Below are 22,126 nucleotides of genomic sequence, written 5' to 3'. Positions count from 1 at the left end.
TCACGCCAGTCCGCGCCGGGCGACGGCCGGGGCCCGGTGCCCCGCGATCGTCGCCACCATGTCAAGGACCTGCCGGGTCTCCGCGACCTCGTGCACCCGGTACACCTGCGCCCCCAGCCACGCCGAGACCGCGGTCGTCGCCAGCGTCCCGATGACCCGTTCCTTCACCGGCCGGTCCAGCGTCTCGCCGACAAAGTCCTTGTTGGAGAGGGAGACGAGCACCGGCCACCCCGTCTCCACCATCTCGCCGAGCCGCCGGGTCGCCTCCAGCGAATGCCGGGTGTTCTTCCCGAAGTCGTGCCCGGGGTCGATCATCACGGACTCGCGCGGGACCCCGAGCTCCACGGCGCGCTCGGCAAGACCGACGGTGACGTCGAGGATGTCGGCCATCACGTCCTCGTACGCGATCCGGTGCGGCCGGGTCCGTGGCTCGGCGCCGCCGGCGTGCGTGCACACGAGCCCCACCCCGTACCGCGCGGCGACCTCCGCCAGCTTCGGATCGACGCCGCCCCAGGCGTCGTTCAGGAGATCCGCCCCGGCCTCGCAGACCGCCTCGCCGACCTCGTGCCGCCACGTGTCAACGCTGATGACGACATCGGGGAAGCGCCCCCGCACATCGGCGACGAAACCGACCGTCCGCCGCGCCTCCTCCTCGGCCGTGACTTCCTCGCCGGGACCGGCCTTGACCCCGCCGATGTCGATGATGGCAGCACCCTCTGACACCGCCTGCTCCACGCGGGCGAGCGCGGGCTCGTCGCGGAACGTGGCGCCCTGGTCGTAGAAGGAGTCAGGGGTCCGGTTCACGATCGCCATGATCACCGGCTCGTGCGCGTCGAATTCACGCCTGCCAAGCCTGAGCATCCCCTGTGAACCTCCTCTGTCGGTGCCGTCAGCGGCCCGCTGCTCGGCCGCCTGCGACCTTAACTGTCACAGCCGCATGGCACGATCGGACCCTGACAGATTCAGCACCGAGTTGCTGCATGGGCAGTCGAGCGTGGGGGCCCGAAGAGATGGTCTTGTTCTTGTTCCTGGTCATCGCCCTTGTGGTGGTGGTCGGCGCGGTGACGCTCGCGGTGGTGGGCGGCGGCGATCGCGCCGCGCTGCCCGACGTGTCGCCCGAGCGGTTCACCGATCCGCTGCCCCGGGACCGCGCCCTGCGCCGCGCCGACGTCGAGGCGCTGCGCTTCCCGCTGACCGTGCGGGGCTACCGCATGGCGGACGTGGACGACGCGCTCGGCCGCCTCGGCGCCGAACTGGCCGAGCGGGACGCCCACATCGCGGAGCTCGAAGCCGCCCTGGCCGGCGCACAGGCCGCCGCGGTGGGCGGCCCCGGCCTGTTCAAGACGCACGGCAAGGACACGGAGCCGGTGCGGGACGCGGCCGAGGAGGAGAACGACCAGTGAGCGGCGACGCGGTGGCGGGCCCGGACGGCAGACTGCGCTGTCCCTGGGGTCTTTCGACCGAGGACTATGTGGCGTACCACGACGAGGAGTGGGGCCGCCCGGTCCACGGGGACGACGCGCTGTACGAACGCCTCTGTCTTGAGGCCTTCCAGTCGGGCCTGTCCTGGATCACGATCCTGCGCCGCCGCGAGGGCTTCCGCGCCGCCTTCGCCGGCTTCAAGATCGCCGAGGTGGCGCGGTTCACGGACGCCGACCGCGAGCGGCTGCTCGCCGACCCCGGCATCATCCGCAACCGCGCCAAGGTCGACGCGACGCTCGCCAACGCGCGCGTGCTCGCCGACTGGGCCGACGGCGAGCTCGACGAGCTCATCTGGTCGCACGCCCCGGACCCGGCGTCCCGCAAGGCACCGGGCAGGCTGGCCGACGTACCGGCGATCACACCCGAGTCCACGGCCCTGTCCAAGGCCCTGAAGAAGCGCGGCATCCGGTTCGTCGGCCCCACCACGGCATACGCCCTGATGCAGGCCTGCGGCCTGGTCAACGACCACCTCGAGGACTGCGTGATACGGGTCCCCTAGGCAGGCGTCACCGGCCCAGGTACTTGGGCTTGGCCTTGTCCAGGAAGGCCTGTACGGCGATCGCGTGGTCCTCGGACGCGCCCGCCCTCGCCTGGAGTTCGTCCTCCTTCTCCAGGGCCTCCTCCAGGGTGTGCCCGGCCGCGTAGGCGAGCGACTCCTTGAGCGCGCCGTACGCGAGGGTCGGGCCCTCGGCGAGCGTGCGGGCCAGCTGCCCGGCCTCGGCCGCGAGATCGTCCGCGGGGACGACCTTGTTGACGAGCCCCAGGTCGTACGCCTCCTGCGCGCTGATGTTGCGCGGGAAGAGCAGCAGGTCGGCGGCCCTGCCCGGGCCGATCAGGCGCTGCAGCGTCCAGGAGACCCCCGAGTCGGCGGTCAGCGCGACCCCGGCGAAGGAGGTGTTGAAGCGCGCGGTGTCCGCGACGATCCGGTAGTCCGCGGCGAGCGCGAAGCCGAGCCCGGCGCCGGCCGCGACGCCGTTGACGCCCGCGACAACCGGCTTGGCCATCCCGGTGAGCGCCTTCAGGATGGGGTTGTAGTGCTCGCGCACCGTGCTCATCGTCTGCCGGGTGCCCGCCTCGCGGTCGGCGAGCAGCGAACCCACGTGCTCCTTCAGGTCCTGCCCCACGCAGAAGGCGCGCCCGGTCGCGGTGAGCAGTACGGCGCGCACCGCGGGGTCCGACTCGGCCGACTGCGCCGCCTCCCGCAGGGCGACCTTGGCCTCGGTGTTCATCGCGTTCATCGCGTCGGGGCGGTTCAGCGTGATCGTCGCGAGTCCGTCGCTCACCTCGTAGAGCACGGTGTCGGCCATGGTGAATCCCCTCCGGTGGTCCTGTCCTTGCCATCTTTGTCCGCCCCCAGCATGTCGGAGATCATCGACCTCCGACATGAGGGGAGATATGTGACCTGCGTCAAAGAATTCCGGGCCCTGCAAGGCTATGAAGCGGCGAAGTATCGCAGCCACATCGCCGAATTGAGTGGTTTTGCGGGCGCGCGTTGCGCAAGCGATGCAGACCGATGTTGGTCATCGGGTCCCGCCATGCGGGATAATGGCCTGGAAGCAATGTGTTCGATGCCGGTGACACCTGGGTTGTCGGCTGCGATGAGCTGGTTTCAGGAAGGGGAACGAGCATGGCGGCCATGAAGCCGCGGACGGGCGACGGCCCGCTCGAGGTGACCAAGGAGGGGCGGGGCATCGTCATGCGCGTTCCGCTCGAAGGCGGCGGACGACTTGTCGTCGAACTGACTCCGGACGAGGCCGATGCACTCGGCGACGCCCTGAAGAAGGTCGTCGGCTGACGCGGAAGCGCGCCCAAACTTTTCACCGCCCCGGCATCGTAAAAGGTGCCGGGGCGGTGCTGTATCCGGGGTTCGGGCGCCCCGAAGCTAGCGCTTCACGGCGCAGAGCAGCCCGTCGCCGACCGGCAGCAGCGAGGGCATCAGATCCTGGCTCTCGCGTACGGCGCGCAACAGCTCGCGGATGCGCAGGACCTCGGCGGGCTGCGGCCCGGAGTCCACGGTGCGGCCGTCCGCGAACGTGCCCTCGAAGCAGACGAGCCCGCCGGGGCGCAGCAGGCGCAACGATTCAGCGAGGTAGTCGAGGTACTCCGTGCGGTCGCCGTCGCAGAAGACGAGGTCGTAGCCGCCGTCCGCGAGGCGCGGCAGTACGTCCAGGGCGCGTCCGGGAATGAAGCGCGCGCGGTTGCCGGCGAAACCGGCGGCGCGGAAGGCCTGCCGGGCGAACTGCTGGCGGTCGGGCTCCGGGTCGACGGTGGTCAGCACTCCGTCGGGCCGCATGCCGTGCAGGAGATGGATTCCGGACACCCCTGTGCCCGTCCCGATCTCGGCCACGGCCTTCGCGTCCGCGGTGGCGGCGAGCATCCGCAGCGCGGCGCCGGTACCGGGCGACACCGAGGGCAGCCCCGCTTCCCGGGCCCGGTCACGGGCCCAGCGCAGAGCTTCGTCCTCGGCGACAAAGGCGTCGGCGAACGCCCAGCTCGTCTGCCGGTTGCCGGTAATGGCCCTCTCCTGTCCCCGTGGATGCCTGGCCGTGACTGTATCCGTTGGGGGTGGGAACCCGCAGATGGGACCGGGCGTTTAGTAAGGGTGTGAGGACAGCGGGGGTAACGAATGGATCAAGACTGGGCGCGGGCCCTTCGGCCAGGCAGGACACCTGGCGAGAAGCCCGTACCAAATTCCAGTAAAAACGCTTATCCGGAGCTAACGGGCGAGGTGGTTATGGTAGGGGCTCCACTGGACACCACCAGAGCCGACAGGGGAGGTGCGGCTGCGTCCGCGGATCGGGGAGGAGCGCTGAGGCGCTTTCTCAGGTTGGCGGGTGAGCCGAAATCCGTGACCGACACCGCTGACCGATCCCACGCTGCCCGCTCCGCTCAGACCGCGACCTTTGCCGCTGAAGCGGAATCGCAGGCGTGGACTCCGCCCACCTGGGAGGAGATCGTCAGCACGCACAGCGGACGGGTCTATCGCCTCGCGTACCGCCTGACCGGCAACCAGCACGATGCCGAGGACCTCACGCAAGAGGTCTTCGTCCGTGTCTTCCGGTCCCTCTCCACGTACACGCCCGGCACCTTCGAGGGCTGGCTGCACCGCATCACCACGAACCTCTTCCTGGACATGGTGCGCCGCAAGCAGCGCATCCGCTTCGACGCCCTCGGGGACGACGCGGCGGAGCGCCTTCCCAGCCGTGAGCCGTCGCCGCAGCAGGTCTTCAACGACACGCATTTCGACGCGGACGTGCAGCAGGCGCTCGACACCCTCGCTCCCGAGTTCCGCGCGGCCGTGGTCCTGTGCGACATCGAAGGTCTTTCGTACGAGGAGATCGCCGCGACCCTGGGCGTGAAGCTGGGTACGGTCCGCAGCCGTATCCACCGTGGCCGTTCGCAGCTGCGCAAGGCCCTTCAGCACCGGTCGCCCGAAGCCCGCGCCGAGCGGCGTTCGCTCGCCGGAGCCATGGCGCTGGGAGGAGGGGGCGCGACCGCGTGAGTGGATCACGGTCGAATCCTGCCGAACGGCATCTAGCCGAGGCCGAGCAGCATCTGGGGGACCGACTCGCCGCCCTGGTGGACGGAGAGTTGGGCCATGACGCGCGTGAGCGGGTTCTCGCTCATCTCGCGACCTGTCCGAAGTGCAAGACCGAGGCCGACGCACAGCGGCGGCTCAAGAGTGTTTTCGCGGAGGTGGCGCCGCCGCCTCCCTCCGAGAGTTTCCTCGCCCGTCTCCAAGGGCTTCCCGGCGGCGGCAGCGAGCCGCCCGGCGGCCCGCGTGCGCCGGGCGGCGGCTTTGCCACCACGGACACCGAGTCAGGGCTGCCCCCGACCGGGGTCTTCGGCGTCAAGGGCGAGAGCTTCGGCTATGTGCCGTCGGGCGCCCATGCCACGGTGCTGCCCGGCGCGGGGCGCGCTTTCCGCATCCATGACGTCAGCCGGCACGAGGCCGAGCGGTCGCCGTGGCGCGGCAGGCGCTTCGCGTTCGCCGCGGCGGGCGCGGTGTCGCTGGCCGCGATAGCGCTGGGCGGCGTCACGACGGGCATTCCCGCCGATCCCGGCGACCCGCGTGCGGGCGGCTCGGGAAGCAGCAGCAACAGCAACGCGTCGCCGCTGCGTTCGCAGGGCTCGGGTACCGGCACGGCTCCCGCCGACTCCTCGCGGCGCCGCGGCAGCGGCCCGCTCACCGTGCAGGGCCAGCGCCCTGGCGTCCTCGCGGCGCCGGTCGCGCCGACGGAGGCGACGGGGCCGCTGCTGCCCGGCGGGCAGGGACGGGGTCCACGCGTACCGGAGCCGGCCCAGGCCACGGCGCCGCTCTTCACCGGCGCGGCGGTTATGTCCCCGCTGATACGGCCGGTGGCTCCGCTCGCGCCGGGCGGCATGTCTCCCGGTGTCGCTTCCGGTGCCGCACCGCCGACCCCGGGGCCCGCGGCTCCGGGGCAGTCGGCGGACCCGGCGCGCACCTCCGCATCCTCGCCGATAGAGGGCACACTGCAGGGCACTTCACAGATCCGCTGACGTGCTCTGCGCTTCGGCGCGGGAACCTGATTGAATCCTGGGTGGGCCGTGCCTGCCCAGGATTCGTGGCGGGCGCGGAGTTGAGCACGTAATCGGCGTCCGCCGCAGGCCAGTTGTGGGGAGAGCATGGACGAGGGCAAGCCCACGAAGGCGAAGTGGTGGAGCCGCCCCCGGCCGGCGTCGGCGTCCGCGCCCGACGGCGGAGCGAGCGACACGGGCACCGGGCCCACGGGCGAGCCGGGCGGCTCCGACGACGCGATAGCCGCCGCCGGACCGGCGGCGCAGACGGCCACCTCGGGCGATTTCACCCTGGCGGCAGCGAACCCACCGGCCCCGGCCGCCCCCGCCGAGACGGCCTCCGCCCCGGCCCCGGCACAGGCCGACACGGTCCCCGCCCCGGTCGACACGGCCCCCGCGGACCGCCCCCGCCCGCTGCACGACCCCGATCCGTACAGCACGCCGCCCTACGGCGAGCCCGGCCCCTGGGCCCCCGCCCCGCCCGTCCAGCACCCGGTGGCGACCCCCGCCCACGGCACGCAGCTCCCGGCGGCCGCCCCGGGCGCGACCCCGCCCCACGGCACCCAGGGCCAGGCCCCCGCCCCTGTCCACGGCGGCACCCCGCCCCACGGCACCGCGCACCCCACGCCCCCGCAGCAGCCGGTGGCCCAGGCCCAGCAGCCGCACCCGGACCCGCAGACCCAAGCGGCCCCGCCCCGGCAGCCGTACGACCCCTGGAACGCGCCGCTTCAGCAGAGCGGCGCCGTCCCCGTCGACCCGGTCAAGAAGCGGAAGCGCGCGAACCGCACGCTCCTGGTCTTCGTCGCCGTCATCGCCGTCGTCTCCGGCGGCATCGGCGGAGCCATCGGCGCCTACCTGGAGCGCAACGGCGGCACGGAGGTCGAGCTGCCGCAGGTGGACGCGGAGGCCAAGGGGCGGGCCAAGGACAGCGTGGCCGGCATCGCCGCGAGCTCGCTGCCCGGCGTCGTGACCCTGCACGTCAGCGGCGACGAGGCACAGGGCACCGGCACCGGCTTCGTCCTCGACGGCAAGGGCCACATCCTCACCAACAACCACGTCGTCGAGCCCGCGGGCACCGGCGGCGAGATAACGGTGACGTTCAGCGGCGGCGAGACGGCGGAGGCCGAGGTCATCGGGCGCGACTCCGGGTACGACCTGGCCGTCGTCAAGGTGTCGGGCGTACGCGGACTCAAGCCGCTGCCCCTCGGGAACTCCGAGAGCGTCCAGGTGGGCGACCCCGTCGTCGCCATCGGCGCCCCCTTCGACCTCGCCAACACCGTCACCTCCGGCATCATCAGCGCCAAGGAGCGCCCGATCACCGCGGGCGGCGAGAAGGGCGACGGCAGCGACATCAGCTACGTCGACGCGCTGCAGACCGACGCCCCGATCAACCCGGGCAACTCCGGCGGCCCCTTGGTCGACGCCCAGGCCCGCGTCATCGGCATCAACAGCGCCATCCGCTCCGCCGACGACAGCTCGGCGCCCGGCGGCGGCCAGGCCGGCTCCATCGGGCTCGGCTTCGCCATCCCCATCAACCAGGGCAAGCGCGTCGCCGAAGAGCTGATCAACACCGGCAAGGCCACGCACCCTGTGATCGGTGTCACGCTCGACATGGAGTACACGGGCGACGGCGCCCGCGTCGGCGCCAAGGGCAAGAACGGCGGCCCCGCCGTGAACAAGGGCGGTCCGGGCGACCGCGCCGGAATCGAACCGGGCGACGTCATCACCGAAGTGGACGGCCAGCGCATCCATTCCGGCGACGAGCTGATCGTCAAGATTCGCGCCCACCGTCCGAAGGACAGCCTGGAACTGACCGTCCAGCGCGACGGAAAGGACCGGAAAGTGACCCTCGTGCTCGGTGCGGCGGGCGGCAGCTGATCCCCGCCTTTCGCCCAGCGGCTACCGGACGGACAGGAACGCCGGGTACCGTGGACCCGGTCCGGATGGCAAGGAGTTCAAGGTGTTCTCAGACATTGGCCCGCTCGAGGTAGTGGCGCTGATCATCCTCGCCGTGCTCGTCTTCGGCCCGGACAAGCTGCCCAAGCTGATTCAGGACGCCTCGCGCACCATCCGTAAGATCCGTGAATTCTCGGACAGCGCGAAGGCTGATATACGCAGTGAACTCGGCCCGGAATTCAAGGACTTCGAGTTCGAGGACCTGAATCCGAAGACCTTCATCCGCAAGCAGCTCGACAACGACGAGCTCGGCCTGAAGGAAATCCGCAACGGCTTCGACCTCAAGAAAGAGATGGCCGAGGTCACGGACGCCGTGCACGGGCGCGAGAGCGAGTCCGAGAGCGGCTCAGAAGGATCGTCGGACGCGGCCCCGGGTGGCCGGATCGACATGACGAAGAAGTCCGGGCAGGCCCCGGCCGTCGAGCGCCCGCCGTTCGACGCCGACGCCACCTGACCTCCTCTTTGCGCACCCTCGGTGCGCCCCGCGGCACACCCCGTGAGACACCCGTATGCCGACCGGCGTCCCGGCTTCCGCAATCGGTGTGGCTATCCTGCCTTGTTGTCCGGCTGAGGACGCCCGAGGGGGGCGGGCCCTGCGGACCGACGAGAACAAGGAGGCGGCCGGGTACATGGAGACGACAAGTCGCGAAGGCGCACAGGCGCCGGCCGCGGACGGTGCCGCACAAGCGGCGCCCTCCGCCCGGCACACGGTCGACGGCTATCTGCAGGCGTCCTTCCCCTGGTACGGCCTGGACGAGGCCTTCACGGGGCAGCGCTGGCTGATGCAGGTCGGCACCGCGGACGGCGAGGTGGCGCACGGCTCCATCGGCCACGGCGACGAGCCGTCGGTCCGCAGCGAGGGGCCGCTGGGAACGAACGACAAGGAGCGCTTCGCGGTCGTGGTGACCGTCGAGGCCAACCCCGTTCGGCGCAGTGAGGACGGCACGGGCCTGCTTGAGGCGACCTCGGTGTCGTCCGCCGCCTGGCTCGCCGGGGTGGGGCTGCTCGCCGTCACCTGGCCGGCCCAGATGGACCACAATCTGCGCAACCGCTGGCTGGACCAGCAGACCGAGACGGCCTGGGTGCTCGCGGACGATCTGCAGGGCGAGGACTGGTCGACGCTCTCGCTGCCGGTGGACGGGGTGCCGACCTCGTTCCACTACCGCGAGTCCGAGTTCGGCTGGGTGCTCGCCGGGTCCACCGAGGAGGGCGTCCACCTGGGCGCCTACGGCCGCGGCATGAGCGCGTACGGCCTGGGCTTCTCGGTGGTCAAGGACATCGCCGAGTACGCGGCCTGACGACTTCCGGTTACGCCGATGGGGGCGCCGCTCATGACGAGCGGCGCCCCCATCGGCGTACGGAGGAAGACCTAGAACTTGTTGCGCGGCGTGATGCCGAGCGTCATGCCCGCGAGGCCGCGCTGGCGGCCGCCCAGCTTGCCCGCGATGGCGCGCAGGGCCGAGCCCGCGGGGGAGTCCGGGTCGGTCAGGACGACCGGCTTGCCCTCGTCGCCGCCCTCGCGCAGGCGGACGTCGATCGGGATGGAGCCGAGCACCGGGACGTTGGCGCCGGTGGTCTTGGTGAGGCCGTCGGCGACCTTCTGGCCGCCGCCCGTGCCGAACACGTCGACCATCTCGTCGCAGTGCGGGCAGGGCAGACCCGACATGTTCTCGACTACGCCGACGATCTTCTGGTGGGTCTGTACGGCGATGGATCCCGCCCGCTCGGCGACCTCGGCCGCCGCCTGCTGGGGGGTCGTCACGACGAGGATCTCGGCGTTCGGGACCAGCTGGGCGACGGAGATCGCGATGTCACCGGTGCCCGGCGGCAGGTCGAGCAGGAGCACGTCCAGGTCGCCCCAGAAGACGTCCGCGAGGAACTGCTGGAGCGCGCGGTGCAGCATCGGGCCGCGCCACACGACCGGCGCGTTGCCCGGCGTGAACATGCCGATGGAGATGACCTTCACGCCGTTCGCCGACGGCGGCATGATCATGTTCTCGACCTGGGTGGGCTTTCCGTCGGCGCCCAGCATGCGGGGCACGGAGTGGCCGTAGATGTCCGCGTCGACGACGCCGACCTTCAGGCCGTCCGCGGCCATCGCGGCCGCGAGGTTCACCGTCACCGAGGACTTGCCGACGCCGCCCTTGCCGGACGCGACCGCGTAGACCCTGGTCAGCGAGCCGGGCTTGGCGAAGGGGACCTCACGCTCGGCGGTGCCGCCGCGCAGCGCCGTCGCGAGCTCCTTGCGCTGCTCGTCGCTCATCACGTCCAGCGTGACGTCGACGCGCGTGACGCCGTCCAGACGCGCGACCGCGTCCGTCACGTTCTTTGTGATCGTCTCGCGCATCGGGCAGCCGGAGACCGTGAGGTAGACCGTGACGGCCACGACGCCGTCAGCGCCGATCTCCACCGATTTGACCATCCCCAACTCGGTGATCGGTCGCTGGATCTCGGGGTCGTTCACTGTCGCCAGTGCTTCAAGCACAGCGTCTTCCGTAGCCATACGACCGATAGTACGGCGCGGTAACCGTGGGTCGGAAAGCCCCGTCAGCGGTCGCCTACATCACGTACGCCGCGCTCCTCGGCCGGGAATACGACGCGGTTCGCCGTCCGCTGCTCCTCCAGCTCCTTGACCAGGTCCTGGAGCTCGGAGCGGATCCAGTCGCGGGTGGCCACCTCGCCCAGGCCCATGCGCAGGGAGGCGATCTCGCGGCTCAGATACTCGGTGTCCGCGATGGAGCGCTCATTCTGCTTGCGGTCCTGTTCGAGATTGACGCGGTCCCGGTCGTCCTGCCGGTTCTGGGCGAGGAGGATCAGCGGGGCCGCGTACGACGCCTGCAGGGACAGGGCGAGCGTCAGGAAGAGGAACGGGAAGGGGTCGAAGCGCAGCGCGTCGGGCGCCGTGACGTTCCAGACGACCCAGACCGCGATGGTGACCGTCATCCAGACGATGAAGCGCCCGGTGCCCAGGAACCGCGCGATGCGCTCGGAGAGCCGCCCGAAGGCCTCGGGGTCGTACTCGGGGAGCAGCTTGCGGCGCCGCGGCCGCGGCAGATCGAGGCGGAAGCGGGCGGGCCGCGGCTCGGCGGCGCGGCTCTCCCGCTCGCGCTCGCGGTCAGCCGCCGGCATGGCGTGCCTCCTCCGCTTCCAGGTGGAACTCCGTCTCGCGCCAGTCGTCCGGGAGCATGTGGTCGAGCACGTCGTCGACGGTGACCGCCCCGAGCAGCGAGCCACCCTCGTCGACCACCGGGGCCGCGACCATGTCGTACGTGGCGAAGAATCCCGCGACCCCGTGCAGCGCGGTCTCCGGGGTGAGCGGCTGCAGATCGTCGTCGAGGATCGAGCCGACCAGGGTGTACGGCGGATCGCGGAGCAGCCGCTGGAAGTGCACGGTGCCCAGGTATTTGCCGGTCGGCGTCTCGTCCGGCGGCCTGCACACGTAGACCTGTGCGGCGAGCGCGGGGGAGAGGTCCTGCTGGCGCACGCGCGCGAGGGCGTCGGCGACCGTGGCGTCGGGCCTGAGCACGATCGGCTCGGTCGTCATCAGACCGCCGGCGGTGCGCTCCTCGTACGCCATCAGACGCCGCACGTCGGCGGCGTCGTCCGGCTGCATGAGGGTCAGCAGCCGCTCCTTGTCGTCCTCGGGCAGCTCGGCGAGCAGGTCGGCGGCGTCGTCCGGGTCCATCGCCTCCAGGACGTCGGCGGCACGCTCCTCCTTGAGCTTGCCGAGGATCTCGATCTGGTCGTCCTCGGGGAGCTCTTCGAGCACGTCGGCGAGCCGGTCGTCGTCGAGCGCGGCCGCGACCTCCGCGCGCCGCTTGGGCGAGAGGTGGTGCAGCACATTGGCGAGGTCGGCGGGGCGCAGCTGCTCGAAGGTGGCGAGCAGGCTCTCGGCGCCCTGGCCGTGCTCCTCCAGGGAGAATCCGTCGACGGCGGACCAGTCGACGGTGAGCGTCTCGCCCTTGCGCCGGAAGGTGCCCCCTTTGCCCTTCCGTACGAAGACCCGGTCGATCTCCCAGTCCCGGCGGGCCGGCAGCTGAAGCACCGACACGTCGAGGACGGTCACTTCCTCACCGGTCTCGACGAGCCTGACCCGGCGGTCGAGCATCTCGCCGAGCACGAGCCGCTCGGTGGGCCGCTGCTCGAAGCGCCGCACGTTCAGTACGCCGGTGGTGATGACCTGGCCCGACTCGATGCCGGTCACGCGGGTCATGGGCAGGAAGATGCGGCGCCGCGTGGACAGCTCCACGACGAGGCCGAGAAGGCGCGGCGGTCTGCGGCTCACCCGCAACATCGCGACCAGGTCGCGGACCCGGCCCACCTGGTCGCCGTTGGGGTCGAAGACGGCGATGCCGGAGAGGTGCGAGACGAAGATCCGGGAGGGGCTTGCCGCCATCACGCACGCCTCCTCCACCCGTAGGGATTTATGCCGTCCTGTCCGGTATTACGGGCTTCAGGCTAGCCCGTCCCGGTCGGATACGCCCCGGCGGTGCGTCCGGACGGACTGGGGCCGAAGGGCGTAGTCGGCCCAGGTACGCTGCCGTACTGCCGTAGCCGTCGTCCCCACGAGAGGCAGTGCCACCTGTGACTGCGATTCCCCTGGCCCGCCGCACCCGCAAGGCGGCAGTCGTGAGCGTGCTGTGCGCGGGTCTCGTCGTGGGGATCACCGGTCTCACCGGGTGCAGCAGCGAGGAGGATCCGGACGCGGGCACGAACGGCGTCGGCAAGCTCTCCGCGACGAAGATCCAGCGCAAGTCCGCCGCGGCCGCCGACGCGGCGACGGCGGTGCGGCTCTCGGGCACGGTGGTCAGCAAGGGGCACACGTACAAGCTCGACATGCGGCTCAAGGGCGAGGGCGGCGAGGGCTCGGTCACCTCGAAGGGCGACACGTTCAAGCTGCTGCGCGTCGGCAAGCAGCTGTATCTGATGGCCGACTCCGGCTTCTGGACGCACGCGAACGCCAAGGACGGCGAGAAGCCCGGCAAGGCGGACGACGAGGCCGCGGCCAAGCTCGACGGCAAGTACGTGAAGGTTCCCCAGGAGGACGCCGCCTACAAGCAGCTGAGCGGCTTCACGGACAAGGACGTCCTCCTGTCGGGCATGCTCACCCTGCACGGCAAGCTGGAGACCGGCGAGCGCGGCAGGACCGGCGGCATCCCCAGCATCAAGATCACCGGCGACAAGGGCGCGGGCGGCACCCTGGACGTCTCCCTCCAGGGCAAGCCCTACCCGCTGAGCCTGCAGCGCGGCGGCGACGCCGGCACGCTCCGGCTCACCGACTGGGGCAAGGACTTCACACTCAGCGAGCCGAGCAAGGACGAGATGGTGGATTACGGGGAGCAGTTGCCGACGTCGTAGGGGGCAGCGCCCCGAAGGGGCGCGGGGCTGTGACACATGCGGCTCCGCCGCGTGGGCGCGACAAGCCACGACGAACCCGCAGACGAATACAGCGCTCCCAGCGGATCGCTCACCGCTTCTTCCGCTTGAAAAGCAGCCGCGGCAACGCATCCGGCACGGGAAGACGGGTCGTAGCCCTGGTCACCAGCGGCGCCGCAGCGAGCGACCCGTCGGGCAGATCCTTGAGGACGTCCTTCGGGGCGAGGCGCACGACTCGACACTCGGCGGCCCAGCGCTCAGCGATCCGCTCCGCGTCGGGCGCGTTCAGCCGCTTGCCCTTGAGCTCCGCGACGGCCGCCTCCCACGCCTCCGAGCGCGGCGCGAGCTCGCTCACGGCAGCCGTCCAGGCGATGAGGCGCCCGCCCTTGTCCTTGCTGCGTACGGTCACTTCGGCGGTGGAACCGTCGGCGAGACCGGGCAGCGGCTGTTCGCCGGGGCCGTCGCCGACCAGGTGGACCGCGCCCTCGTGCCATACGTGCCACAGGGCGCGGACCGGCCCTTCGCCGCGCACCCAGATGAGGCCCGACTTCTTGGTGGCCTCCTCGACGAGGGCCCGGTCGAGCAGCGTTTCTGTCATGCGCGCAGCCTACCGAGTGGGCTGCTACAGCCAGCCGTTGCGCTTCAGGGTGCGGTGGATCGCCCAGCAGACGCCGCCGATGAGGCCGAGCACCATGGGGTAGCCGTACCGCCAGTGCAGCTCGGGCATGTGGTCGAAGTTCATGCCGTAGACCCCGCAGACCGCCGTCGGCACGGCGATGATCGCCGCCCAGGAGGTGATCTTGCGCATGTCCTCGTTCTGCGCGACCGCGGCCTGCGCGAGGTTGGCCTGCAGGATCGAGTTGAGCAGTTCGTCGAAGCCGACGACCTGCTCCTGGACGCGCGCCAGGTGGTCGGCGACGTCACGGAAGTACTTCTGGATGTCGGGGTCGACGAGCCGCATGGGCCGCTCGCTCAGGAGCAGCATGGGCCGAAGCAGCGGTGACACGGCCCGCTTGAACTCCAGGACCTCGCGCTTGAGCTGGTAGATCCGCCCGGCGTCGACACCGCGCGCGGAGCCCTTGCCCTTGCTCGGCGCGGAGAAGACCTCGCTCTCGACGTCGTCGATGTCGTCCTGCATCGCGTCGGCCACCGCGAGATAGCCGTCGACGACATGGTCGGCGATGGTGTGCAGCACGGCGGAGGGGCCCTTGGCGAGCAGCTCGGGCTCCTCCTGGAGCCGCCGCCGCAGCGCCCGCAGCGAGCCGTGCCCGCCGTGCCGCACGGTGATGAAGAAGTCCCGCCCGGTGAAGCACATCACCTCGCCGGTCTCGACGACCTCGCTGGTCGCGGTGAGCTCGGCGTGCTCCACGTAGTGGATCGTCTTGAAGACGGTGAAGAGCGTGTCGTCGTAACGCTCAAGCTTGGGCCGCTGGTGCGCGTGCACCGCGTCCTCGACGGCAAGCGGGTGCAGCCCGAACTCGGCGGCGATACCGGCGAATTCGGCCTCGGTCGGCTCGTGCAGACCGATCCAGGCGAAGCCGCCGTCACGGCGCACCTGGAGCATCGCCTCGTGCGGGGTGAGGGTGTCGTCGCAGGCGGCGCGGCGGCCGTCGCGGTAGACCGCACAGTCGACGACGGCGGACGCGGCCTCGCGGGTCGCGTCGTACGAGATGTAGGTGTTGCCGTCCTTGCGGGGCGCGGGACGGACTGCGGCACGCAGGTCGCGGATCATCGACATGGGCAGGCTCCTTTGACGGAGGCCGCCGGCGACGGTTGGAACTGCCCGGAATGGGGACGTCCTGCTGAGGATGTTTGGCACGTCCACAAAGCGGGGAGCACCGCACCGTCGCGGTGGCAGCTTCGCTACTGACTCAGACCGGAGAACTCAGAGAGATCAGGTGGAAACGAAGTGCTCTTCCGTCGCACGCGGCACGAGGAGTACGCACGCACAGTGGCAGCTACAGGGCTGCGTGAGGTGTCAGACGGAAGAACGGGTGGTACTGCACGGTCGACTTCGATCCATGGCAGCCCCACCTCCTCCGGCCGGTCCCCCGTAGGGGAAGTCCCAAGCGCGTAGCGCGCGCGAAGTCATCTGCCCGGGCTGGAGAGCGCGCTCTGCGTGCTGCCCGGAACCAGCTGCCAACACTATCAGCCGACTGAAAGGTCAAGCCCCGCCTTTACCCACCACTGACGAGTTCTATGCTCGCTTCATGGCTGATGTTCTTGCTCTGGTGGAGGCCCGTCTCCGTACTGGCCTCGGCGAACCCGACGCGCGCGCCGCGGTGACCTTCCTCGGCACCGACCGCGTCGAAGTGCTGCGCTTCACAGACGGGGACGTGGTCAGGTACGCCACTCTCGGCATGTCGGTCCATCCGATGACCGACCCGACCGCCGCTCTCGCCGACCCGGTCAAGGGCCCGCGCGCGGAACTGGTGTTGTCGGTGCGCGGCGGCATCGCCGACACGGACAAGGTGCTCCGCCCGCTCGCGGTGCTTGCCGCGTCCCCGCAGGTCGAGGGGCTCGTCGTGGCCCCGGGCGCCTCGCTCGACGTGGGCGAACCGCTGTGGCCCGGAGCGCAGTTCACGTCCGTACTGGTCGCGGAGCCGGGCGGCCTGGTGGAGGACCTGGACCTCGATGAGCCGATGGATCCCGTACGTTTCCTGCCGCTGCTGCCCATGACGCCGAACGAGGCCGCGTGGAAGCGGGTGCACGGCGCGGGGGCGCTCCAGGAGCGCTGGCTGAACAGCGGAACGGACCTGCGCGATCCGCTGCGCAAGTCCGTTTCCCTGGACTGAAGTTCCTTACCGGGGGCTTCAGTTGGCGAAGACGGTGACGCTGTCCTCCGTCGCGTGCTTCGGTTCGAGCTTCTCCGCCTCGTGCGTGAGGGCGTCCTTGCGTGCCCACACCACGACCGCGCCGAGCACCGCCGTGACGGCCGCGACTGCGAAGGGGATGTGGATGTTGCTCCACTCCTCGATCTTCGGCGCGAAGAACGGTGCGGCGGCCGCGGCGAACCACCGGACGAAGTTGTAGCCGGCGCTGGCCACCGGGCGCGGCGCGTCGGAGACCCCGAGGGCGAGCTCGGTGTAGACGGTGTTGTTCACGCCGATGAAGGCGCCGGACAGGATCGTGCAGACGATGGCCGTGGCGTGGTCGCCGTACCCGAGCACCAGCACGTCCGCGGCGAGCAGTACCAGCGAGCCGCCGAGCACCTTCAGCGAGCCGAACCGCGCCTGCAGCCGCGGGGCCACGAGCACCGAGAACACGGCGAGCAGCAGACCCCAGGCGAAGAAGATCGCACCCGACTTGTACGGCGTCATGTTCAGCACGAACGGCGTGAAGGCCAGGACCGTGAAGAACGTGTAGTTGTAGAAGAACGCGGAGGCCGCGGCGGAGGCGAGGCCCCCGTGGCCGAGCGCCCTGATCGGCGCGAGCAGTGACGTCTTCCGCGCGGGCTTCGGCTGCTCCTTCAGGAACGCCGTGATGCAGAGGAAGCCGACCGCCATCAGGGCCGCCGTGCCGAAGAACGGGTAACGCCAGCTGGCGTTGCCGAGCACCGCGCCGAGCAGCGGGCCGCACGCCATGCCGAGGCCGAGCGCCGACTCGTACAGCAGGATCGCGGCGGCGCTGCCGCCGGCCGCCGCGCCGACGATGACGGCGAGCGCGGTCGACACGAAGAGCGCGTTGCCGAGGCCCCATCCCGCCCGGAACCCGACGAGTTCACCGACCGAGCCCGATGTGCCGGCCAGGCCCGCGAAGACCACGACGAGCGCGAGGCCGAGGAGCAGGGTCTTCTTGCCGCCGATGCGGCTTGAGACGAAGCCGGTCACCAGCATCGCGACGGCGGTGATCAGGAAGTACGAGGTGAAGAGCAGGGAGACCTGGCTTGCCGACGCGTCAAGGCCCTTGGCGATGGAGGGGAGGATCGGGTCGACGAGCCCGATGCCCATGAAGGCGACGACGGACGCGCCTGCCGTGGCCCAGACGGCCTTCGGCTGGCGCAGAAGGCCGGTCGCCCCCTCGTCGAACGGATCCCCTTCTGTGGGGCCTCCTGTGCTGCTGTTCATGCCTGCTCCTTCGCGGCTGCCGGCGGGATCGTTGACGTATGCACATATTAATTAGCAAGGCTAAAAGATGCAAGCTACACCTAGGTTTGCCCGGTGGCGGGTGGTACGCCGTCGACTCCGGACGGGTGATCGTCCTTGACGCGGCGACGACCGGGGAGGACCGTTGGGCGCTATGAGGGGCGAACCCAGTTGCCCGAAGTGTGGTGGCCGGGTCAGGGCTCCCGGTCTCTTTGCCGACTCCTGGCAGTGCGATGTGCACGGGACCGTGCATCCGCTGCAGCCTGTGATCCCGCCCAGCGTCGAGGCCCTCCAAGTCGTGGTGCACCGTGCGCAGGTGCCCGTGTGGATGCCGTGGCCGCTGCCGGTGGGCTGGCTCTTCACGGGCGTGGCCTGCGCGGGCGACGACAGAAGCGGCGGCCGTGCGACCGCCGTGGCCTGCTCGGGTCCCGCACCGCTCGGCGGCATCGGCGAACTCGTCCTGGTCGCCGAGGAGCTCGGCGTCGGCCTCGGCGCGCGCTACGCCGGCATCGACGGCCCGGACCCCGGTCCCTATCTGAACGTCGAGAAGCCGCCGCAGGCCAAGGTCCTCGCGGCCGGGCGGCCGACTCCGATGTGGCATGTGGCGGGCACGCCGGACGACCGGGCCGTCTTCGCGGGCGAGGCGCGCGGGCTCTGGCTGTGGGCGGTCGCGTGGCCGGAGCAGTCGGGGCTCTTGATGTACGACGAGCTGGTCCTGACCGATCTGCGCGACGCGGGCGCCGAGGTGGACCTGCTGCCGTGCGGGGCGCTTTCGCCGCGGATCCTGATGCCCTGAGGGTCCCTCCGGGGCGGTGAGCGGTGGTTCTCCGCGGCCGGGGTTCCTGCTGTGCCGGGGGGCTCTTGCTGTGGGCGGACCGTCGTGAGGTGTACCCGCCGTCAGGTCGACCCGCTCTTCGCCGCTCCGCGGCGGGCTTCCCGCCCGCCCACCCGGTCACCCTGCGACTGCTGAGGGCGTCCGCCGGGAGAGCTCTCCGGCGTGAGCAGAGCCTCCCCGGTGACGGCCGGGGGAGCGTTCGATTCCCGTTATCCTTGAGCGTCCCCCTCGTCCGCCCCGTCAGAGCCTGGAGTCCGCGTCGTGCGCATCGATCTGCACACCCACTCCACCGCTTCCGACGGCACGGACAGCCCGGCCGAGCTGGTTCGGGGCGCTGCCGCCGCCGGGCTCGACGTCGTCGCGCTCACGGACCACGACACGACGCGGGGACACGCGGAGGCCGTCGCGGCCCTGCCCGCCGGACTGACCCTCGTCACCGGCGCCGAACTCTCCTGCCGCCTCGACGGCGTGGGCCTGCACATGCTGGCCTATCTCTTCGACCCCGACGAGCCCGAACTCGCCCGTGAGCGCGAGCTCGTGCGCGACGACCGGGTGCCGCGCGCGAAGACGATGATCGGCAAGCTCCAGGAGCTCGGCGTCCCCGTCACCTGGGAGCAGGTGGCGCGCATCGCGGGCGACGGCTCGGTCGGCCGCCCGCACATCGCCGAGGCCCTGGTGCAACTGGGCGTCGTACGCAGCGTCTCGGACGCCTTCACGCCCGACTGGCTCGCCGACGGCGGCCGCGCGTACGCCGAGAAGCACGAGCTCGACCCCTTCGACGCGATCCGCCTGGTCAAGGCGGCGGGCGGCGTCACCGTCTTCGCGCACCCCGCGGCCGTCAAGCGCGGCCAGGTCGTGCCCGAGGCCGCGATAGCGGAGCTCGCCGCGGCGGGCCTGGACGGCGTCGAGGCCGACCACATGGACCACGACCCGGCCACCCGCGCCCGGCTGCACGGCCTCGCCGCGGACCTCGGCCTGCTTGCCACCGGGTCGAGCGACTACCACGGCAGCCGCAAGACGTGCGTGCTCGGGGAGTTCACCACCGACCCCGAGATCTACGGGGAGATCACGCGCCGCGCGACCGGGGCGTTCCCCGTGCCGGGCGCCGGTGGGCGCCCCTCCGTGTAGTCCTCACTTCCACCTTTTCGCCGTCGCCCTCCCGCCGCGGCGTCTTCGTACGACTCTCTCTGCAAGGCCATCACTGTGTTCGACGTCGCCGTCTTCGGCTCTCTCTTCCTCACCCTTTTTGTCATCATGGATCCCCCTGGGATCACCCCGATCTTCCTCGGGCTCACCTCCGGCCGACCCGCCAAGGTGCAGAAGAAGATGGCCTTCCAGGCCGTGTGCGTCGCCTTCGGCGTGATCGCGGTCTTCGGGCTCCTCGGCCATCAGATCCTCGACTACCTGCATGTCTCCGTTCCCGCGCTGATGATCGCGGGCGGTCTGCTGCTCCTGCTCATCGCGCTCGACCTGCTCACCGGCAAGACGGACGAGCCGAAGCAGACCAAGGACGTCAACGTCGCCCTCGTGCCGCTCGGCATGCCGCTGCTCGCCGGGCCCGGCGCGATCGTCTCCGTCATCCTGGCCGTGCAGAACGCCGACAGCGTCGGTACGCAGATCTCCGTCTGGGCGGCGATCGTGGCGATGCACGTCGTGCTGTGGCTGGTGATGCGCTACTCGCTGCTGATCATCCGCGTCATCAAGGACGGCGGCGTGGTCCTGGTGACCCGGCTCGCGGGCATGATGCTCTCCGCGATCGCCGTGCAGCAGATCATCAACGGCGTGACCCAGGTGATCCAGGGCAGCTAGCCGCCGGGCATACGAAGGGCCCCCGTACTCCACTGAGTACGGGGGCCCTTCGACGTCTGCGTTACGAGGCCGGGGATTCGGCCGGTCGGATGTAGATGCGCTGGCCGATCGCTGCGGCCTGCTGCACCATCCGGTTGACGGAGGCGGCGTCTACGACGGTCCGGTCCACGGCAGCGCCGTCGACGTCGTCGAGTCGCATGATTTCGAAGCGCATAAGGCTTCTCCCTTCGTCTGGTCATCCTCCTGAAGGAGAACTACTGGAGTGAGCGGAGCGCGGGGCATCGGTGTCCCGCGTTCCATACGGGTACAACGGGTTGCCTCATGCAAACATTCCCTACGCTAAAGAAATTTTTCGACAGCCTAATTACTCGCGGGTAGCGAGACCGGTTGTGTTCGCAGCGTGACCAGCGGGACAATGTGCACCAATGGACGCAGAAACCGAGATCAGAGCCCAGCTTGAGCGCGCCAACAGCCTTCTCGAGCGGATGCTCGCCGAGGTGGCGAAGACGCCGTCGACGCACGCGATCTTCGTCGACGCGGGGTATGTGTACGCGGCGGCGGGCCGGCTCGCGGTCGGCACCGAGGACCGGCGGGCCTTCGACCTGGACGCGGAGGGCCTGATCGAGGCGTTCATCGACAAGGCCCGCACGATCTTCGCGGACAGCAGGCTGCTGCGCGTCTACTGGTACGACGGTGCGCGGCGCCGCATCCACACGATGGAGCAGCAGTCGATCGCGGAGCTCCCGGACGTCAAGGTGCGCCTGGGCAACCTCAACGCGAACAACCAGCAGAAGGGCGTCGACTCCCTCATCAGGACGGACCTGGAGTCACTGGCCAGGCACCGCGCGATCAGCGACGCGGCACTGATCGGGGGCGACGAGGACCTGGTCTCGGCGGTGGAGGCGGCGCAGGGGTACGGCGCGCGGGTCCATCTCTGGGGCATCGAGGCGTCCGAGGGCGGCCGCAACCAGGCGGAGCCACTGCTGTGGGAGGTCGACAGCCAGCGGACGTTCGACCTCGAGTTCTTCAAGCCGTACGTGTCGCGGCGCACCGTCGCGGCAACGTACGAGACGCTCGGCACGCCCCGGCCCTCCCGCGAGGACGTGCGCTTCGTGGGCGCGCAGATCGCCGCGAAGTGGCTGGCCGCGCGGGGGCGCGAGGCGCTGGTGGACCTGCTGCCGGGACACCCCTACCTGCCCGGTTCGGTCGACCAGGAACTCCTGGTGGAGGCGGAGAAGCTGCTTGCCTACTCGCTGCGGGGCCAGTCGGATCTGCGGCGGGCGCTGCGGGACGGCTTCTGGGAACACCTGCAGACGCAGTACTGAGTGGACTGGGGGGCAGCGGGTCAGCTCTCGACGACGCCCAGCTGCTGCATGAGGCCGAGGTCGTCCACGTTCCACCAGCTCTCCGCCATCTTGCCGCCCTTGCAGCGGAAGGTCGCGTGGCCGGTGCCTGCGACATCGCGGCCGGTCGCCTCCAGGCCCTGGTACGGGCCGACGTGGCGGCCCTTGAACGAGAACCGCGCGCACACCAGATCGCCGTCGGCCATCAGGCTCTTCACGGTGACCGTCGGGTGGAACCCCTCTATGATCTCCCGGTTCGAGACCTTGACCTCCGCCAGACCCGCGTCATAGGAGGCCTGCGACGGGTCGTGCTCCCGATAGTCGGCGGTACACATCCCGTCCATCGCGTCGATGTCGCCCTTGTTCACCACTTCCTCGAAGAAGCCGCTGACCACGCTCTTGTTCAGCTGCTCGTCGCGCAGCACGTCGAGATCGGTGAACGACGGCGCCTCGTCGCAGAGCGCGACCATCTCCCGGAAGATCCGGTCCGTCTCCGGCAGCTGCGAGTTCGCCATCGCTGCCTCGTAGGACGGAAACTCCACGATTTCCATCAGGTGAGTGGAGTCGGAGCGGTCCCTGCCCATCATCGCGTGGGTGGCCGTCCGCTTGCCCTTGGTGGCTTCGACCCAGGTGTCCATCACCTTGTTCAGCGCGTCGATCTGATGTGTCTTGCAGTCGATGACCTGGACGAATGTCATGAC

At 70.4% G+C, this 22,126-nt stretch carries 25 protein-coding genes; 14 read left to right on the top strand and 11 right to left on the bottom strand.

Going from position 1 to position 22,126, the window contains the following annotated elements; all coding sequences use genetic code 11:
- On the bottom strand, positions 1–861 hold the full coding sequence (gene folP, locus AB0G47_RS12735) for a dihydropteroate synthase (protein ID WP_360767765.1): 861 nt from the start codon (positions 859–861) through the stop codon (positions 1–3).
- Positions 862–1,010: 149 nt separating this feature from the next.
- Here folP and AB0G47_RS12730 point away from each other — a divergent pair, with 149 nt between their 5' ends.
- Together AB0G47_RS12730 and AB0G47_RS12725 are read left to right on the top strand one after the other, a co-directional pair.
- Positions 1,011–1,403: a DivIVA domain-containing protein gene (locus AB0G47_RS12730; protein ID WP_360767762.1), complete on the top strand. Its 393-nt coding sequence runs from the start codon at positions 1,011–1,013 to the stop codon at positions 1,401–1,403.
- Positions 1,400–1,981 (top strand): DNA-3-methyladenine glycosylase I, encoded by a 582-nt coding sequence (locus tag AB0G47_RS12725; protein WP_360767759.1) that lies wholly within the window; start codon positions 1,400–1,402, stop codon positions 1,979–1,981. The genes AB0G47_RS12730 and AB0G47_RS12725 overlap by 4 nt, the downstream gene beginning before the upstream one ends.
- A gap of 7 nt (positions 1,982–1,988) precedes the next feature.
- Here AB0G47_RS12725 and AB0G47_RS12720 read toward each other — a convergent pair whose 3' ends face one another.
- Positions 1,989–2,789, bottom strand: coding sequence for an enoyl-CoA hydratase-related protein (locus AB0G47_RS12720; protein WP_360767757.1), 801 nt, complete (start codon positions 2,787–2,789; stop codon positions 1,989–1,991).
- A gap of 320 nt (positions 2,790–3,109) precedes the next feature.
- Between AB0G47_RS12720 and AB0G47_RS12715 the strand changes: the two genes are divergently transcribed.
- Positions 3,110–3,277, top strand: a complete 168-nt coding sequence (locus AB0G47_RS12715; protein WP_003966491.1) for a DUF3117 domain-containing protein — start codon at positions 3,110–3,112, stop codon at positions 3,275–3,277.
- Between the two features lie 87 nt (positions 3,278–3,364).
- Here AB0G47_RS12715 and AB0G47_RS12710 read toward each other — a convergent pair whose 3' ends face one another.
- On the bottom strand, positions 3,365–4,063 hold the full coding sequence (locus AB0G47_RS12710) for an O-methyltransferase (RefSeq protein WP_135333317.1): 699 nt from the start codon (positions 4,061–4,063) through the stop codon (positions 3,365–3,367).
- Between the two features lie 153 nt (positions 4,064–4,216).
- On the opposite strand from AB0G47_RS12710, the gene sigE reads away from it, so the two are divergent.
- The 5 genes from sigE (at position 4,217) to AB0G47_RS12685 (ending at position 9,275) form a co-directional block, all read left to right on the top strand.
- Complete coding sequence (gene sigE / locus AB0G47_RS12705; RefSeq protein WP_360767754.1) at positions 4,217–4,984, top strand: RNA polymerase sigma factor SigE; 768 nt, start codon at positions 4,217–4,219, stop codon at positions 4,982–4,984.
- Positions 4,981–6,003, top strand: coding sequence for a zf-HC2 domain-containing protein (locus AB0G47_RS12700; protein WP_360767751.1), 1,023 nt, complete (start codon positions 4,981–4,983; stop codon positions 6,001–6,003). Before sigE ends, AB0G47_RS12700 begins: the two co-directional genes overlap by 4 nt.
- Positions 6,004–6,129: 126 nt before the next feature.
- Positions 6,130–7,899 carry a trypsin-like peptidase domain-containing protein gene (locus AB0G47_RS12695; protein WP_360767748.1) on the top strand — a complete coding sequence of 590 codons (1,770 nt, stop codon included), beginning with the start codon at positions 6,130–6,132 and terminating at the stop codon, positions 7,897–7,899.
- 82 nt (positions 7,900–7,981) lie between these two features.
- Positions 7,982–8,431, top strand: coding sequence for a sec-independent translocase (locus AB0G47_RS12690; protein ID WP_360767745.1), 450 nt, complete (start codon positions 7,982–7,984; stop codon positions 8,429–8,431).
- 175 nt (positions 8,432–8,606) lie between these two features.
- Positions 8,607–9,275, top strand: a complete 669-nt coding sequence (locus AB0G47_RS12685) for a hypothetical protein (protein ID WP_360767742.1) — start codon at positions 8,607–8,609, stop codon at positions 9,273–9,275.
- Positions 9,276–9,346: 71 nt separating this feature from the next.
- On the opposite strand, the gene AB0G47_RS12680 is transcribed toward AB0G47_RS12685, so the two are convergent.
- From AB0G47_RS12680 to AB0G47_RS12670, 3 genes are read right to left on the bottom strand one after another with little or no spacing between them, the layout of a single operon-like run.
- Positions 9,347–10,480 carry an Mrp/NBP35 family ATP-binding protein gene (locus AB0G47_RS12680; RefSeq protein ID WP_360767740.1) on the bottom strand — a complete coding sequence of 378 codons (1,134 nt, stop codon included), beginning with the start codon at positions 10,478–10,480 and terminating at the stop codon, positions 9,347–9,349.
- A 44-nt stretch (positions 10,481–10,524) separates the two neighbouring features.
- Positions 10,525–11,106, bottom strand: a complete 582-nt coding sequence (locus AB0G47_RS12675) for a DUF1003 domain-containing protein (protein ID WP_360767737.1) — start codon at positions 11,104–11,106, stop codon at positions 10,525–10,527.
- On the bottom strand, positions 11,093–12,373 hold the full coding sequence (locus AB0G47_RS12670) for a CBS domain-containing protein (RefSeq protein ID WP_360767734.1): 1,281 nt from the start codon (positions 12,371–12,373) through the stop codon (positions 11,093–11,095). The genes AB0G47_RS12675 and AB0G47_RS12670 overlap by 14 nt, the downstream gene beginning before the upstream one ends.
- 188 nt (positions 12,374–12,561) lie before the next feature.
- Here AB0G47_RS12670 and AB0G47_RS12665 point away from each other — a divergent pair, with 188 nt between their 5' ends.
- A complete protein-coding gene (locus AB0G47_RS12665; RefSeq protein WP_360767731.1) occupies positions 12,562–13,335 on the top strand; it encodes a hypothetical protein in 774 nt (257 codons plus the stop codon).
- A gap of 109 nt (positions 13,336–13,444) precedes the next feature.
- Here AB0G47_RS12665 and AB0G47_RS12660 read toward each other — a convergent pair whose 3' ends face one another.
- Both AB0G47_RS12660 and AB0G47_RS12655 read right to left on the bottom strand, forming a co-directional pair.
- Positions 13,445–13,951 (bottom strand): hypothetical protein, encoded by a 507-nt coding sequence (locus AB0G47_RS12660; protein WP_360767728.1) that lies wholly within the window; start codon positions 13,949–13,951, stop codon positions 13,445–13,447.
- Positions 13,952–13,975: 24 nt separating this feature from the next.
- Positions 13,976–15,091 (bottom strand): magnesium and cobalt transport protein CorA, encoded by a 1,116-nt coding sequence (locus AB0G47_RS12655; protein ID WP_266870568.1) that lies wholly within the window; start codon positions 15,089–15,091, stop codon positions 13,976–13,978.
- A gap of 472 nt (positions 15,092–15,563) precedes the next feature.
- Between AB0G47_RS12655 and AB0G47_RS12650 the strand changes: the two genes are divergently transcribed.
- Positions 15,564–16,148, top strand: coding sequence for a suppressor of fused domain protein (locus AB0G47_RS12650; RefSeq protein WP_266870569.1), 585 nt, complete (start codon positions 15,564–15,566; stop codon positions 16,146–16,148).
- Between the two features lie 18 nt (positions 16,149–16,166).
- On the opposite strand, the gene AB0G47_RS12645 is transcribed toward AB0G47_RS12650, so the two are convergent.
- Positions 16,167–17,420 (bottom strand): MFS transporter, encoded by a 1,254-nt coding sequence (locus AB0G47_RS12645; protein ID WP_360767725.1) that lies wholly within the window; start codon positions 17,418–17,420, stop codon positions 16,167–16,169.
- A 172-nt stretch (positions 17,421–17,592) separates the two neighbouring features.
- Here AB0G47_RS12645 and AB0G47_RS12640 point away from each other — a divergent pair, with 172 nt between their 5' ends.
- The 3 genes from AB0G47_RS12640 to AB0G47_RS12630 all read left to right on the top strand — a co-directional run bounded on the left by AB0G47_RS12640 (position 17,593) and on the right by AB0G47_RS12630 (position 20,082).
- The gene (locus tag AB0G47_RS12640) at positions 17,593–18,234 is read left to right on the top strand and encodes a DUF6758 family protein (protein ID WP_360767722.1); all 642 of its coding nucleotides are present in this window, start codon (positions 17,593–17,595) and stop codon (positions 18,232–18,234) included.
- A 300-nt stretch (positions 18,235–18,534) separates the two neighbouring features.
- Positions 18,535–19,401 carry a PHP domain-containing protein gene (locus AB0G47_RS12635; RefSeq protein ID WP_360767719.1) on the top strand — a complete coding sequence of 289 codons (867 nt, stop codon included), beginning with the start codon at positions 18,535–18,537 and terminating at the stop codon, positions 19,399–19,401.
- A 75-nt stretch (positions 19,402–19,476) separates the two neighbouring features.
- Positions 19,477–20,082, top strand: coding sequence for a MarC family protein (locus tag AB0G47_RS12630; protein WP_360767716.1), 606 nt, complete (start codon positions 19,477–19,479; stop codon positions 20,080–20,082).
- A gap of 61 nt (positions 20,083–20,143) precedes the next feature.
- Here the strand turns inward: AB0G47_RS12630 and AB0G47_RS12625 are convergent, their stop codons facing one another.
- Positions 20,144–20,296: a hypothetical protein gene (locus tag AB0G47_RS12625; RefSeq protein WP_266870575.1), complete on the bottom strand. Its 153-nt coding sequence runs from the start codon at positions 20,294–20,296 to the stop codon at positions 20,144–20,146.
- Positions 20,297–20,507: 211 nt separating this feature from the next.
- Between AB0G47_RS12625 and AB0G47_RS12620 the strand changes: the two genes are divergently transcribed.
- On the top strand, positions 20,508–21,407 hold the full coding sequence (locus AB0G47_RS12620; protein ID WP_360767713.1) for an NYN domain-containing protein: 900 nt from the start codon (positions 20,508–20,510) through the stop codon (positions 21,405–21,407).
- Positions 21,408–21,427: 20 nt separating this feature from the next.
- On the opposite strand, the gene AB0G47_RS12615 is transcribed toward AB0G47_RS12620, so the two are convergent.
- Positions 21,428–22,123: an ester cyclase gene (locus AB0G47_RS12615; protein WP_360767710.1), complete on the bottom strand. Its 696-nt coding sequence runs from the start codon at positions 22,121–22,123 to the stop codon at positions 21,428–21,430.
- Positions 22,124–22,126: the final 3 nt, after the last annotated feature.

Source organism: Streptomyces sp. NPDC021622 (genome assembly GCF_040640795.1).
Classification (GTDB): domain Bacteria; phylum Actinomycetota; class Actinomycetes; order Streptomycetales; family Streptomycetaceae; genus Streptomyces.
The sequence above is the reverse complement of the archived record's forward strand: the minus strand, read 5'-3'. Positions and strand labels throughout refer to the sequence as shown.